Annotated in this window: 15 protein-coding genes; 9 read left to right on the top strand and 6 right to left on the bottom strand. The window is 61.2% G+C overall.

Features of this window, described 5'->3' with window-relative positions:
- Positions 1-762, top strand: a complete 762-nt coding sequence (locus GOB94_RS15045; protein ID WP_255484033.1) for a GNAT family N-acetyltransferase — start codon at positions 1-3, stop codon at positions 760-762.
- A 36-nt stretch (positions 763-798) separates the two neighbouring features.
- Positions 799-1,914 carry an o-succinylbenzoate synthase gene (gene menC, locus GOB94_RS15050; protein WP_182276671.1) on the top strand — a complete coding sequence of 372 codons (1,116 nt, stop codon included), beginning with the start codon at positions 799-801 and terminating at the stop codon, positions 1,912-1,914.
- Here the strand turns inward: menC and GOB94_RS15055 are convergent.
- Positions 1,911-2,792 (bottom strand): hypothetical protein, encoded by an 882-nt coding sequence (locus GOB94_RS15055; protein ID WP_182276672.1) that lies wholly within the window; start codon positions 2,790-2,792, stop codon positions 1,911-1,913. The genes menC and GOB94_RS15055 overlap by 4 nt on opposite strands.
- A 195-nt stretch (positions 2,793-2,987) precedes the next feature.
- Between GOB94_RS15055 and GOB94_RS15060 the strand changes: the two genes are divergently transcribed.
- Positions 2,988-3,377 carry a polymer-forming cytoskeletal protein gene (locus GOB94_RS15060; protein WP_182276673.1) on the top strand — a complete coding sequence of 130 codons (390 nt, stop codon included), beginning with the start codon at positions 2,988-2,990 and terminating at the stop codon, positions 3,375-3,377.
- Between the two features lie 45 nt (positions 3,378-3,422).
- The gene (locus tag GOB94_RS15065; protein WP_255484034.1) at positions 3,423-4,079 is read left to right on the top strand and encodes a class I SAM-dependent methyltransferase; all 657 of its coding nucleotides are present in this window, start codon (positions 3,423-3,425) and stop codon (positions 4,077-4,079) included.
- Between the two features lie 63 nt (positions 4,080-4,142).
- Here GOB94_RS15065 and GOB94_RS15070 read toward each other — a convergent pair whose 3' ends face one another.
- A complete protein-coding gene (locus GOB94_RS15070; RefSeq protein WP_182276674.1) occupies positions 4,143-4,421 on the bottom strand; it encodes a hypothetical protein in 279 nt (92 codons plus the stop codon).
- A 142-nt stretch (positions 4,422-4,563) separates the two neighbouring features.
- Here GOB94_RS15070 and lnt point away from each other — a divergent pair, with 142 nt between their 5' ends.
- The 3 genes from lnt (at position 4,564) to GOB94_RS15085 (ending at position 8,147) form a co-directional block, all read left to right on the top strand.
- A complete protein-coding gene (lnt, locus tag GOB94_RS15075) occupies positions 4,564-6,171 on the top strand; it encodes an apolipoprotein N-acyltransferase (RefSeq protein ID WP_182276675.1) in 1,608 nt (535 codons plus the stop codon).
- 9 nt (positions 6,172-6,180) lie between these two features.
- A protein-coding gene (gene prfB, locus GOB94_RS15080) for a peptide chain release factor 2 (RefSeq protein WP_182276676.1) occupies positions 6,181-7,309 on the top strand; the annotation gives its coding sequence in 2 pieces (ribosomal slippage) (positions 6,181-6,249 and positions 6,251-7,309; 1,128 coding nt in all).
- A 67-nt stretch (positions 7,310-7,376) separates the two neighbouring features.
- Positions 7,377-8,147, top strand: a complete 771-nt coding sequence (locus GOB94_RS15085; protein WP_182276677.1) for a class I SAM-dependent methyltransferase — start codon at positions 7,377-7,379, stop codon at positions 8,145-8,147.
- On the opposite strand, the gene GOB94_RS15090 is transcribed toward GOB94_RS15085, so the two are convergent.
- The gene (locus GOB94_RS15090) at positions 8,144-8,863 is read right to left on the bottom strand and encodes a YdcF family protein (RefSeq protein WP_255484036.1); all 720 of its coding nucleotides are present in this window, start codon (positions 8,861-8,863) and stop codon (positions 8,144-8,146) included. The two genes, GOB94_RS15085 and GOB94_RS15090, sit on opposite strands and share 4 nt — an antisense overlap.
- Before the next feature lie 35 nt (positions 8,864-8,898).
- Complete coding sequence (locus GOB94_RS15095; RefSeq protein ID WP_182276678.1) at positions 8,899-9,543, bottom strand: L-threonylcarbamoyladenylate synthase; 645 nt, start codon at positions 9,541-9,543, stop codon at positions 8,899-8,901.
- A 79-nt stretch (positions 9,544-9,622) separates the two neighbouring features.
- On the opposite strand from GOB94_RS15095, the gene GOB94_RS15100 reads away from it, so the two are divergent.
- Positions 9,623-10,462: an RNA methyltransferase gene (locus GOB94_RS15100; RefSeq protein ID WP_255484037.1), complete on the top strand. Its 840-nt coding sequence runs from the start codon at positions 9,623-9,625 to the stop codon at positions 10,460-10,462.
- Positions 10,459-11,790 carry a replication-associated recombination protein A gene (locus GOB94_RS15105; RefSeq protein ID WP_182276679.1) on the top strand — a complete coding sequence of 444 codons (1,332 nt, stop codon included), beginning with the start codon at positions 10,459-10,461 and terminating at the stop codon, positions 11,788-11,790. The genes GOB94_RS15100 and GOB94_RS15105 overlap by 4 nt, the downstream gene beginning before the upstream one ends.
- Here the strand turns inward: GOB94_RS15105 and GOB94_RS15110 are convergent.
- Both GOB94_RS15110 and GOB94_RS15115 read right to left on the bottom strand, forming a co-directional pair.
- A complete protein-coding gene (locus GOB94_RS15110) occupies positions 11,787-12,395 on the bottom strand; it encodes a redoxin domain-containing protein (protein WP_182276680.1) in 609 nt (202 codons plus the stop codon). The two genes, GOB94_RS15105 and GOB94_RS15110, sit on opposite strands and share 4 nt — an antisense overlap.
- A 45-nt stretch (positions 12,396-12,440) precedes the next feature.
- Complete coding sequence (locus tag GOB94_RS15115; protein ID WP_275943220.1) at positions 12,441-14,558, bottom strand: thioredoxin family protein; 2,118 nt, start codon at positions 14,556-14,558, stop codon at positions 12,441-12,443.
- Position 14,559 lies beyond the last annotated feature (1 nt).

The raw sequence follows: 14,559 nt of genomic DNA on the forward strand, positions 1-14,559 counted from the left end.
TTGATTCAGCAGCAAGACATCCGTATCGAAGCCCTCACCGAACAGACCCAGTTCAACGCCTGCGCAGCCTTGCAGGACACGGTCTGGGGCTATGAAGCCTCTGACCGCATGTCCGAAAAGGTCTACCTCCTCGCCGCGCACATTGGCGGCCAGGTGCTCGGCGCCTATGATGGTGAAGCCCTGGTAGGTTACGCGATGTCGCTCCCCGGCTATCGCGATGGCAAGCCGTACTTCCACTCGCACCATCTCGCCGTGTTGCCTGAGTACCGTAACTTCGGCGTAGGCCGCCGCCTCAAGCTCGCCCAGCGCGACGACGCCATTGCCCGCGGCATCTCGCTCATCGAGTGGACCTTCGATCCGCTCGAAATCAAGAATGCAAACCTCAACATCTCGCGCCTCGGTGCCATCGTCCGCCGCTACAAAACCAACTTCTATGGCGACTCCAGTTCGCCGCTGCAAGGCGGTCTGCCCACCGACCGCGTCATCGCCGAGTGGTGGTTGCGATCCAGCCGCGTCGAGCAGATCCTTAGCGGCGAGAAACTCTGCATCGAGCCCATCGAAGAGGTGACTGTGCCCGTGGAGATCTACGAATGGAAGGCGTCGGCTGACCTCCGCGAAAAGGCGCGGGCCGTACAGGCGCGCAACGCTGAGGCGCTGCAGTCTGCCTTCGCCAAAGGGCTCGTCGTCCTCGGCTACCGTCGCGACGAGCGCGGCGATGGCATCTTTCAACTTGCACGTATGAACGAACCGCAATCCCTCTGAGTCCACGCAACCTGACCCAGGCACCAGGAGACACCCATGAAGATCGAAGCCATCCATCTCCGCGAACTGAACATGCCGCTCGCGCATCCCTTTGAGACCAGCTTTGGCGTCACCACAACCCGCCGCATTCTCATCGTCGAGGTTGTCTGCGAAGGCATCACAGCTTGGGGCGAGTGTGTCGCCGGCGAGCACCCCTACTTCTCCGACGAGATGATCGACACCGCCTGGATCATCACCGAAACCGAGCTCGCCCCGCGACTTCTCGCCGCCGATGTCGCCTCCGGCCGCGACTGTCCCGAGCTCTTCCAGCAGGTTCGCGGCCACCGCATGGCCAAGGCTGCGCTCGAAAACGCCGTTTGGGACCTCGACGCGCAGCGCCAGAAGCTCCCACTCGCCAAACTCCTCGGCGGCACACGCGAGATCATCCCCTGTGGCGTCTCTATCGGCATCCAGCCCACGCCGGAAAAGCTGATGCAGAAGATCGAAACCGAGGTCAACGCCGGCTACCAGCGCATCAAGCTCAAGTGCAAACCTGGTTGGGACACCGCCATCTTCGAGCTGGTCCGTGAGCGCTGGCCCCATATTCTCCTCAGCTGCGACGCCAACTCCGCCTATCAGCTCTCCGATTCCGAGCACGTCGCCTTATGGGACAAGTTCAACCTCCTCATGATCGAGCAGCCGCTCTGGTACGACGATTTCTTCTTTCATGCCGAACTGCAGCGCCGCATCAAAACCGACATCTGCCTCGACGAGTGTATCCGCAACAGTCGCGATGCTCGCGCCGCGCTCGAACTCGGCAGCGGCCGCATCATCAACATCAAAGTTGGCCGCGTCGGCGGCTTCACTGAGGCCATCGCTGTCCACGACGTTGCCCAGCAGTTCGGCATTGCAGTCTGGTGCGGCGGCATGCTCGAAACCGGCATAGGCCGCGCTCACAACATAGCGCTCTCTTCGTTGCCCAACTTCTCGCTCCCCGGCGACGTATCCGCCTCCAAGCGCTATTGGGCGCAGGACATTATCGAGCCCGAAGTCACCGTCAGCTCTGAAGGCACCATCACCGTGCCAACCAGCGCTGGCCTAGGTTTCGACGTCGTCCGTGATCGCATCGATGCCATCACAGTCCGCAGCAAAACCCTCGAGCGCAACTCCTAACGCAGCGGAATTGGCATCGCCAGCAGCCGTCTGATGGCGTCTTGGTACCCAATCAGGCCTTGCATCGGCTCCACGTCATACGAAGTCATCTGCACGTTCTCGGGCACCGTCTTTACCAGTAGCGCCCGAACGGTCAGGTGTTCATCCACGTGCGAGTAGATCCAGTGGCCATCGTTCATCCGCGCCTGTTCAAAGACGATTGTCCCGCCCGGGTAAATCCGCGCCACGATGCCGAACCCAAAGTTCACCGGATGCAGCACGCGCCCCTCTATCCGTGTCACGTGTTTGGTCTCGGCATCGATCCACACACGTCCCGCCAGTCCCGTCAGCAGCTCCGACATCATCGTCGGCGGATGAAACTTCGGGTTCGGCTCAAAGTCCAGCACAATCTGCAGCGACTTCGCGTTCGCAGGCTGAGGCTGTCCCGGCGTGTAGCTATAAGTCATCGCCTGCGGCATCAACTTCACCAGCTTGGAGACGTCATCCCGCATGCCGTTATCGCGATGGTGGTGCCGCAGAAACTCATCGGGATGGTTCAGCGCGTCTTGCAGTCGGGCACGTTCAGCTGCATCTTCCACGGCAGTGATCGGCTTGCCGTTCCGCTCCACCAGCCGGGCCACTCCACCCTCTTTACTCTCGACGATCTCGCGCGTCGTATCGCCCTTGGCGTCGATCTTTCGTTCGCGATAGCTCACGGAAAACGTGCCCTGCTGCAGGAGCAGCCCTACCTCGTTCTGCACCGCGGCTTCTACCCACGACACAGGCGTTTCATCGGGCTCAGTTCCGCGCGCGCCGCTGGCTGGCGCACTCCAGGCCATCATGCCGCCCAGCGCCATAAGCCCCATGCAGCCGCATACGCGCCGCCTCGTCCGTCTCATCTCCATCCAGTTTCCAAACATCTTTGCGTCTTCCGTTGTCTCACCATGGCCACGCTAATACCGTTACTACGTGACAGATTAGACGGCTCATCCCCGCTTTAGGACGATTGTTTCCCTCAGCACGGTTGGGTATAGTCGAGTTTGCACCGCATTGGAAGAAGAACTCCACGGTCGCACAGGAGTTTCTATCTTCTTATGACGCCATCCGAAAGCAAAACTGTCATCGGCACCAAGACCAAAGTCAGTGGCGAGATCTCCAGTTCGGAGAACCTCACCGTCGACGGCCAGGTCGAGGGAGTCATTCGTCTGGAGGGTGCATGCTTGACCGTCCGCGCCGAAGGCCATGTGCGGGCCACCGTCGTCGCTCAAGATATTATCGTGCTCGGCCGTGTCGAAGGCGAGATCCGTGCTTCTGGACTTTTGCAGTTGCGTGGTTCCGCCGTGGTGCAGGGAGATGTCTTTGCTGCGCGCCTCTCCATCGAGGACGGTGCGACACTGCGCGGCCATGCCGATCCTTCCAGGGCCTCTGAGCCGTTGCCTGTCTCCGGCGGTTCTTTTGATGCTCGCCGTACCGTCAACGTTTAGGCCACCACCGTAGTCGCTAACGTTTCACTTCGGGAGGCTGTTCGCATGTTTGGCAAGTCAAAAAGAGAGGCCGGGCTGGGGGCGCTTTCTTCCGCACGTCCTGCGCGTCACTCTCGCGGTTGGGGCGACGTTCGGAGTCATCTGCAGAAGAGCGAGTCTCTGCGTGTGCTCGACTTCGGTCTCACCTCGCCTGCCAACATCAACTACCTTACCTCGCTCGGCCACAGCGTTTACATGGCCAATATCGTTCAGGACGCCACGCGTCCTGAATGGCAGAAGCCGCCAGATCCCGACGCTCCGGCTGGCTCCGAATCTGACATCGCTGCCAACTTCGACATCGATCGTTTTATCGCTGCCAACCTCGACTTCTCCGGCCGCGATTTTGACATCATTCTGCTCTGGGACACCGCCAACTATCTCCCTTCAGTGATGGTGCCAGCCCTCTTCGAGCGCCTGCGTGAGGTCCTCCGTCCCGAAGGCCGTCTGCTCGCCTTCTTTCACAGTAAGTCTACTGGCCCGGAGACAGCGTTTTCACGCTACCAGCTCACCGACAGCGATGATCTGCTCGTCTTGGACGGTGGTAGCTTTCCTGTCCGCGGCGTCTATCAGACACGCCAGGTCGAACGCTTCCTCGAAGGTTTCAGCAACATCCGTTTCTTCCTCGGCAAAGACAATGTCCGTGAAGTGATCGCCGTCCGCTAGTCGTCGTACGCAACGCAAAGGGAGCCCATGGGCTCCCTTTTGCTATCTCGGCGTCAGGCAGGCCTACTTCTTCACGGCCTCTTTCTTGGGAGCTTCCTTCTTAGTGGCTTCTTTACGCTGGGCGGCCCAGCGGCGCTTCATCGCATCGGCGATACGCTTGCGGCCCTCGGGGGTCAGGTTGCGTTTCTTCTTTGCGGGCTTAGCGGCGTTCGTGCTCCCCTTCGGGCGACCGCGCTTGCCCTTCACCGGGGCCCCGGTATGCAACGAGAGGATCGCACCGCGTGCCGACTGCAGAGCCGCAATCTGCTCATCGATCTCCGCAAGAATCTTGCTCACATCCATAACTAAGTCCTTTCAGGATCATCCTGTATGTCTATCGAGATCTCAGCAAACTTCGCTTTCTTACTCTAACTGTCTCGTCTACAAATATCAACGCATACGATGGCAATCAATATGTCACACATGCAATGCTAGACTCAGTTCGATGAAATCGATTCCGCCACGGTTGTTTTTCTTTTCGTTACTTTCAACGGTATTGCAACTACTGCCGTTTCCAATCGCTGACCCGGTTTCATCGTGGCGTAGGTATATAGCCTGGTTCTGTCTTGTCCCACTCCTTTATGCGCTCACGCGTAAAGACCGGCAACAACGGCCACTTACCGTGTTTCAATCGGCAGTCATCGGTTATCTGTGCGGCATCGTCTGGTTCATGGGCAACTGTTACTGGATTTACCAGACGATGCACATCTACGGCCAGATTCCCGAGTTAGTCTCCTTCGGAATACTTATTCTCTTCGCGCTCTATCTTGGTCTTTATTACGCACTGTTTGGCGGCATATTTGCCTTGCTGCGTCGCAGGCTCTCTATATCGCAGGCCCTGGGTATCACCCCATTTCTATGGGTTGCCATCGAGCTCGCCCGCGCCCGTATCACGGGTTTTCCGTGGGACTTGCTGGGCTATACGCAGGTCGATAACTCGCTGATAACACGCCTCGCGCCAGTTGGTGGCGTCATGCTGCTGAGTTTTCTCGTAGCGGCCATCAACGCGCTCTTTGCGATAACTCTTTGCGAAGAACAGGCAAAGATACACTGGCTTCGCTTCGTGGTCATCTTGATAGGCGCCTCTTTATTGCAGGCTGGGATGCTCGTGACACCGCAGCAGGATATCAGTACCAATACTGCCGTCTTATTACAGGAAAATCTTGCGGTCGGCGCCGAAGGCCGCGACCTCAAACCCTTTCCCATTCAGGAAAAATATAGCCAGTTCACATCTCTCAGCCTTCTTCCGCGTGTGCCTGTCAGTAAAGACGCTCGCACCTACTGGCTACCCATCGCTGCCCCGCATCCCAGCCTCATTGTCTGGCCTGAGGCCCCAGCCGATTTCTTCACCAGCGATCAAGTCTTTCGCGCCGAGCTTGGCTCCCTCGCCCGCACCGCAGACGCTCCGGTGATCGCTGGCAGCGTTGGCATCGACTTGGACCCGGCCGCAGCCAGCGGCTATCACGAGTTCGGCTCTGCGGCCATCTTCGATCCTTCCGGCAACTACATCGGCCGCTACGACAAGATCCACCGCGTCCCATGGGGCGAGTACGTCCCCTACAAACAGTTCTTCGCCTTCGCGGGCCGCCTCACCAGCGGCGTCGGCGACATGGAAGCCGGCACCGAGCACAAAGTCTTCAACCTCGGCGGACACCCCACCGGCATCTTCATCTGTTACGAGTCCATCTTCGGTGACGAGGTCCGCCAGTTCGTCCTCAACGGCGCGCAGGTGCTCGTCAACATCTCAGATGATGGCTGGTACGGCGACAGCGGCGCGCCCTGGCAGCATCTCGACATGGCCCGCATGCGCGCCATCGAGAACGATCGTTGGCTCCTCCGCGACACCAATACCGGCATCACCACAGCCATTGATCCGCACGGTCGCGGTGACTTCCTCACCCCACGGCACGTCCGTTCAGCCTTCGCCTTCGCATACAGTTATCGCACCGGGACGACCTTCTACACGCAACACGGCGACTGGTTCGCATGGTTATGCACCGTCATCACTCTTTGCGTCGCATCGCTTGCACTCATCCGCAAGCGAACCAGCTAGAATAAAAACATGTTGAGTGATCTTGAATTCTCTTACTCCCCGGTCCGTGAGAAGGTGCGCGAGCTGCGGGAGTATCTTTGACGCCCCTCGCCTGAAGGCCGAACTGGCCACCCTCGAAGTCAAAATCTCTGACCCATCCGTCTGGGCCGATGCTGCTAAATCGCAGCCGCTCATGCGCGAGCGCAAGCGTCTCGAAACGCTGCTCGCCGACGACGCCGAGCTCGCTCGCCGCTCCGATGACATCGAAGCCTACTTCGAGCTCGCCCGCGAAGGCGAGAACACCGAGCCGGACCTCGCCCGCGAGATTCCCGCGCTTGTAGCCTTCGCCGATGCGCTCGAGTCCAAGACCATGCTCTCCGGCGAGACCGACGCGCTCAACGCCATCGTCACCGTGCACCCCGGCGCCGGCGGCACCGAGTCCCAGGACTGGGCCGAGATGCTCATGCGCATGTACATCCGCTGGGGCGAGCGCCAGGGATTCAAGGTCGAGATCAACGAAATCCAGGACGGCGACGAAGCCGGCATCAAATCAGCCACCTTCACCATCACCGGTGAGTTCGCATTCGGCCTGCTCTCCGGAGAAACCGGCGTCCATCGCCTCGTCCGCATCTCCCCCTTCGACTCCGCCAAGCGTCGTCACACCAGCTTTGCCTCCGTCTTCGTCTCGCCTGAAATCGACGACACCATCGTCATCGACATCAAGCCCGAAGACCTCCGCATCGACACCTACCGCTCCGGCGGCAAGGGCGGTCAGCACGTCAACACCACCGACTCCGCTGTGCGCATCACGCACCTTCCCACTGGCCTTGTCACAGGCTGTCAGAACGAGCGTTCGCAGCACAAAAACAAGGACCGCGCCATGAAGATGATGCGCTCCAAGCTCTACGAGTACGAGCTCGACAAAAAGAAAGCCATCAGCCGCAAGCTCGAAGACTCCAAGCTCGACATCAAGTTCGGCTCGCAGATCCGCAGCTACGTCCTGCAGCCCTATCGTATGGCGAAGGACCTCCGCACCCGCGTCGAAGTGGGTGACGTGGATCGCGTCCTCGATGGCGACCTCGACCCCTTTATCCGCGGCTATCTGCGCATGCGCCGCGAAGGCAATATCCCCGCGCCGGTCGCCGACGATATTGAGTGACATCTGTCAGGTTTTCTGCTGACAATCGACACTGTAACTCCTCCGCCGCACACGTCATACTCACTTCATGGCAGACCGAATCCGCGCCAGCGAGGTGACCATGGCAACGCAGCAGTCCAGTAAGCCCAATTATGGTGTCGATGCTCCCGGCGTCCTGCGCAATCTCTTTCTGGTTGGCGGCGGGGCGTTGTTGCTCAGCTTTTTTGTGCCGCATACAGTGCATCTCGGCGCAGTCGTTGACTTCCGTAGTTCGTTGCGCTGGACCGGCGGATGGTTCGTGTTCTCGAGCGCTCTCTTTCTCTTGTATGTGAAATACGGCAAGTTCCAGCATCGCGACTTCATGCTGTCGCTCTACAACTGGCGCGGCAACGAGCAGGTCCTCGATGTAGGTTGTGGGCGCGGGCTGTTGCTGGCCGGTGCGGCAAAGCATCTCACCACCGGCCACGCTACCGGCCTCGACATCTGGTCGAACGTCGATATGGGAGGCAACTCGGAGGCCGCCACGCTGCACAATCTCCAGCTCGAAGGCGTCTCCCAGCGCTGCTCACTCGTCAGCGAAGACGCTCAGCAGATGCCTTTCCCCGACGACAGCTTCGATGTCGTCGTCTCCAATCTCTGCCTGCACAATATCTACGATCGCTCCGCGCGGCTGCGTGCGCTCCACCAGATCGTCCGCGTGCTCAAGCCCGGAGGCATTGCCCTCATCTCCGACTACAAACTCACCGGCGAGTATGCTGCCGAGTTCACCGACGCCGGACTCATCGTCCAACGCCGGTGGGGAAGCATTCTGACAACCTTCCCACCCCTGCGTGTGGTCATCGCCCGCAAGCCTGTTTAGTTGCTGTGCTCTTCCAGCCAGCGATGCAACCAGCTCAAATGCAGGTCCAACCGTATCGACGTGTAGCTGATGATCTCGTGCATCATCCGCTGCGCCATATCCAGGTCATCAATGTGCCCCAGCCGCGCCCTCGGTGACGTATATACCGTCAGCCCCACACGTTTGCACAGCAGCGCAATCCGAAACAGGTGCGTGCCGTCGCTCACCACCACAATCGTGTGGAAGTGCCGCTGCTCGGCGATCTCCTTCAGGCTGTGCACCTGCTCTTCGGTATCCACGGACTTCGTCTCCGCGATGATTTGGTCAAACGGCACGCCATTCGCCAGCAGATAATCACGTCCCACACCACCCTCAGTCCTGCCCGAGTCCTTGTTCTGTCCGCCACCCAGCGTAATGATCACCGGAGCAATCTCGCGGTCATACAGAGCCACCGCCTTGTCCAGCCGCGCATGCAGCACCGGCGAAGGCCGTCCCCCATACTCCGCCGCCCCAAACACCGCGATCGCATCGGCGCGCTGCGCATGGTCGATCGTCGCTGTCGCCTCAATCTGCCGGTAGACCCAAACCGTCCACCCCACTGCCACCAGCAGCAGTACCAGCACCGTCCAACGCAGCAGCCGCCCCACGAGTCCTGGCTGGCTCGTTGAAGTCTTCTGTCGGTTGAAGAGTTTGCCCATGCCGTATGTGATGCCTGTCCCTAGTATGAGGGCACACATCCAAACAATCCAGTCACCTGAGGTGGAAGCCTGGCCTACCGTTGCAGCGTCAGTGCAATCTCATGCGTCGGGATAGCGCCCTCGCGCAGAATCATCCAGGAGTTTCCGCCACCGCTCAGGTCCACAATCGTCGTTGCGACGTTGCGTGCCGTCGGGCCGCCGTCCACAATCAGCGGCAGCTTGTCCGCGAACTGTTCGCGCACGCAGGCGGCATAGGTACACTCCGGCAGCCCGCGCAGGTTCGCGGAGGTCGCCGTTATCGGCAGCCCCAGCGCACTCACCACCGCTCTGCAGATCGACGCCTCCGGCACGCGCAGCGCCACGTTGCCCGTGTTGGCCGTCACACGCAGAGGCAGCTTGCTGCCGGCCTTCACCACAATCGTCAGCGGCCCTGGCCAGAACCGCTCTGCCAGCCGGTCGAACGCGCTGTCGATGTTCCGCGCCAGTTCATAAGCCTGTGCCACATCTGCGATCAGCAACGACAGCGGCTTGTGTTTCGCGCGCGTCTTCAGCTCGTAGATGCGCTCCACCGCGCGCAGGTTCACCGGGTCGACAGCGAGCCCATAGAACGTGTCCGTCGGCAGCGCTACCACATCGCCACGTTGCAGCGACTCCACCACCTGCCCCACTAGGTGCGGTTCAGGTTCATCCGGATGAATCTTCAGAAGATCGGCGATCAAGCAGGCTTGCTCCTCCTCACTGACTCTATCGCATCTCGCCGCGAATATCTGCCCTCAGCCATCCGAGTACACTAACCGAGTGCCATTGCCCGCGCCCATCACGAGCCGCACCAACGCCCGCGTCAAGGCCCTCCGCGCAGCTTTCAGCGGAGACGCAGCGCGTCCCGGCGACCTCCTCGGTATCGAAGGCGAGCATCTTCTCTCTGAAGCCCATCGCTCGAATCTTCCCATCGACACGATCTTCCTCCGCGAAGGCAATGAACCGGTCCTCGACCGCCCCTCACTCGCCGGTCTAACAGCAAATCACACCGTCGTCCTCAGCCGCGACGTCTTCGCCAGCACCGTCGACACAGCATCTCCACAAGGCATCGCCGCCACGCTGCTAGTTCCGCCCATCGCCCCACGCGATCTCACGCAGCCCTTCATCCATCTCGTCCTCGAATCGCTCCAGGACCCAGGCAATCTCGGCACGCTCATCCGATCCGCAGAAGCCTTCGGCATCGCCCAAATCTTTCTCACGCCCGACTGCGTTAATCCCTGGAACCCCAAGACCGTCCGCGCCTCTGCCGGCTCCGTCTTCCGCATGCCCATCGTCCGCGACAAGCTCTCCAGTATCGCAACGGCATTCAGCACCGCACAGATCAAACTCTTCGCGGCAGTCGCGCAATCCACAGATGCCACACCAGCAATGGACGTCCGCCTCATCGCCCCCTGCGCTCTTATGATTGGCAACGAAGGCGCTGGCCTCTCGGCAGAAGCCTTAGCACTCGCAAACACCCGCATCCACATCCCCTGTGCTGTCGAGTCCCTCAACGCTGCCATCGCCGGCTCGCTTCTCATGTACGAAGCCTTGCGCCAAAACACGCTTGCGGGCTCGCTCTATCCTCTATCCTCTGTCCTCGATCCCCTCTCTTCATGAGCCTCTTCGCCCCCAACCCGGAGCCGACCAGCACCACACGCCAGCGCGCCCCGCTTGCCGAGCGCATGCGCCCGCGCTCGCTCGACGAGTTCTACGGCCAGCAGCACCTCCTCGCTCCCGGCAAACCACTCCGTCTCCAGATCGAACGTGACGACTCCGCGAGCCTCATCTTCTGGGGTCCACCCGGCGTCGGCAAAACCACCCTCGCCAAAATCATCGCCAACGTCACCAGCGCCAGCTTCATCGAGTTCTCCGCCGTCCTCTCCGGCATCAAGGAGATCAAGCAGGTCATGGCCGACGCCGAGAAGGCCGCCACCTACGGCTCGCGCACCATCCTCTTCGTCGACGAGATCCACCGCTTCAACAAAGCCCAGCAGGACGCCTTCCTGCCCTACGTCGAGCGTGGCAGCATCCGCCTCATCGGGGCCACCACCGAAAACCCTAGCTTCGAGATCAACGCCGCGCTGCTCTCCCGCTGCCGCGTCTACACGCTGCAGGCACTCTCGCAGCAGGACATCCTCGCCCTCCTCACTCGTGCCCTCACCGATAGCGAACGTGGCCTCGGCGCTCTCAATCTCACAGCAGAGGAGGGAATCCTCGAGCTCATCGCCAGCTACTCCTCCGGCGACGCGCGCAACGCCCTCAACGCCCTTGAAGTAGCCGCCAAACTTGCCGAAGGCCGTGGCGAAAAATCCCTCACCAAAGACATCGTCACCGAGGCCCTCCAGCAGCGCGTCCTCCTCTACGACAAAAAAGGCGAGCAGCACTACGACCTCATCTCCGCACTGCACAAATCCGTCCGCAACTCCGACGCCGACGCCGCGCTCTACTGGCTTGGCCGCATGTTGGCCGCCGGCGAAGACCCCATGTACGTCGCTCGCCGCGTCATCCGCATGTCCTTCGAGGACATCGGCCTCGCTGCCCCCGAAGCTCTCAATCTCTGCCTCTCCGCACGCGACGCCATGCACTTCCTCGGCTCTCCCGAAGGCGACCTCGCCCTCGCGCAGGCCGTTGTCTACCTCGCGCTCGCTCCCAAATCGAATGCTGTCTACAAGGCCTACGGCGAAGTCCTCGCGGACATCGAATCCAACCCCGCCGAACCCGTCCCGCTGCACCTGCGCAACGCCCCCACGCGCCTCATGAAAGAGCTCGACTACGGCAAGGGCTACCAGTACGCCCACGACCTCGAACAAAAAGTTGCCGACATGCAGTGCCTCCCCGACAACCTCCGCGACCGCCGCTACTACCACCCCACCAACGAAGGCCGCGAAAAACTCCTCGCCCAGCGCATGGAAGAGATTGCGAAAGCCAAGGTCAGAAAAGACTAGTTCCCATACTTCACATTGCACCCATACGGACGCGTCACCGGAGTCGTCACAGCCTTCCCAGCCATCGACTCCTTCAGCGCAGCATCCAGATAGTTATGCGCGCCCTTCAGGCTCGCCGGGTCAGGAGTCGGCTGATCATCCAGCGCCCCCTCATACACCAGCCTGCCCTGCGGATCGATCACAAACACATGCGGCGTGGTCTTCGCGCCATACAGCCTGCCGATCGTGCCGCTCGGGTCGAGAATCGCAGCTGTCGGCACCGCGTGCATCTTCTCCAGGTAAGCATTCTCTTCCGGCGGCGTCACATACCCCTGCTCCCCCGGCGCGGACGAGATCACACTCAACCACACCACGCCCTTCGCGGTCCACTCCCTCTGTAGCCGTTCCATGTTCCCGCTCAGGTAATGCTTCCGGTCATACGGACAACCCTGGTTCGCCCACTCCAGCACCACGTACTTTCCGCGATACTGCCCCAGCGTCTCCGTCTTCCCATTCGAGTTCGTGCCCTTGAACTCCGGGGCCGCTTCCCCCGGCTTCAGCGCCCACGCACTCCCACATAGCATCGCCACACTCAACGTCGCAACCACCAGCTTCGACACGCGCATCGCAACCTCCTCTACGCTCTACTGTCTACTCACTACTGTCTGCTTTTAGTTACTCCCCATCGGCTTGGCATCCTTCTCCACCGCCGTCATCACAATTGACTTCGTCAGAAGCTCCGGCAGTACATCCGGGTTGCTTACCTTGCCCGGCGGATAGATTACATACGTCGGCACTCCGCTGCGTCCCACCTCAGCCAGCGCGGCTGTGATCTTCGGGTCATACTGCGTCCAGTCCGCCTTAAGCAGCACATAGTGCTTCTTGATTAGGTCCTTCTCCACGCCCGTCGACTGCAGCACAGCCTTCTCATTCACCTGGCAGCTCAAACACCACGCGGCTGTGAAATCAATAAACACCGGCCGCCCTGTCGCCCGCGCCGCCGCAAAGCTCTCCGGACTCCAAGGCTCCCACTTCAGTGTCTCCACCGTCGGCTTCCGCAGCGGCAGCGCAATGGCAAGCGCAATCAATACGATTGCCGTAATCGCACCCTTCCACTGTCCCGGCCACTTGCCCAGCGCCCAGCCGGCAATCGCCAGCACCAGGAAGCACACCAGCAGCGCCACAGTCCGGTCCACGCCATCCTTGCCATACAGCTGCCCATACACCCATGTCAGCCATATCGCCGTGCCAAACAGCATCACCGACGTCGCCTGCTTCAGCGTCTCCATCCACGCACCCGGCTTGGGCAGCAGCTTCGTCCACTGCGGCTGGATCGTCAGCACCAAATACGGCAGCGCCAGCCCAATCGCCAGTGCCGTGAAGACGAGGAACGTCTGCCACGCCGGCTGAGCCAACGCAAAGCCAACAGCCGTGCCCATCAGCGGCCCCATGCACGGCGTTGCAACGACGGTCGCCAGTACGCCGGTAAAGAAGCTCCCGGTCAGCCCCTGCTTCTGCGCCAGCCCACCGCCTGCGCTCGTCAGGCTCAACCCAAACTCAAACTGCCCAGCCAGCGACAAGCCCAGAAAGAACACCAGCGCCGCCAGCACTGCCACAAACCCCGGCGACTGCAGCTGGAACCCCCACCCCAGTTGTCGTCCACCGGCGCGCAGCACCAGCAGCACAGCCACCATCGCCCAGAAGCTCAGCACAATGCCGAGCGTATACATCAACCCATGCGCCCGCTGCCGCTCCTTCTCTTCGCCCGACGAGTGCACCAGTGCTAGCCCCTTCAAAAACAGCACCGGGAACACGCACGGCATCAGGTTCAGCAGCAGCCCGCCCAGCAACGCCAGCAGCACCGCTGTTGCAATCGTCACATCCGTTGCCTGGCTGGAGTCGCTCTTCTTCGGCGCCACCGTCTGCACCGGCAGCACACCCTCCGTCACCGGCACCGTAAAGTCATACGCCTCAGTCGAGCTCAGCTTCACCAGCGCATGCAGCGTCTTCGGCAGCGCCGTCGAGTCCGCCGCCCGGTCCAGCCGTATCGCCACCCCATCCGGCAGCGACTCGATCCCCTGCATCGCCGCATTTGCAATCACATCCTGGTCATACGGATACAGCTCCGCATCCTGCTCCTTCGTCCCTGTCTTCAGCGTCACCAGGATTTGCTTCGCATCCCCGACCGCCTTCACGCTCATCGTCGAGGGCAGCGGTTGCGGCAGGTTCTTGATCGCCGACCCCAGCGCGCCCACCAGCGGAGCCTCGGCCAGCGGCCCCGGAACCACCTCCACGTCGATCCCCAGGTGCGCCTTGCCCGGCAGACACACGCTCGAGCACACCAGCCAGCTCACCTGCGCATCCAGATGCTGCTTGCCCGGCTTCATCCCCGGAGCCGCCGTCAACGTCAGCGGAAACGCCACCTGGTCCTCATACCCAAAGTCCATCAACGGTCCCAGCGGCAGCCGCGTCGGGGGAGGGAACTGCAGCGGCCCTGCCGTCAACCCCTCCGGCAGCGTCCATTTGATCGCCGGCGGCTCGCCCGAGTCTCCCGCATTGATCCAGTACACGTGCCAGTGCTCCTCCATCGTCAGCACCAGCCCCAGCTTCGTCTCGCCCCCCACCGCTACCTTCGGCATCCCCTGCGGATTCAGCCCTGTCAGCTCCGCCGTCAGGTGCTCCGCCTTCACCGGCCCCGGCCCGCCGTTGCCCACGGACACGATCTGCGCACGCGCGCCCGTCGCCAGCAACGCCCCCATGACCAATCCGGCCGCCAGTAGGCCCTTCAAG

It is taken from the genome of Granulicella sp. 5B5 (genome assembly GCF_014083945.1).
GTDB lineage: Bacteria > Acidobacteriota > Terriglobia > Terriglobales > Acidobacteriaceae > Granulicella.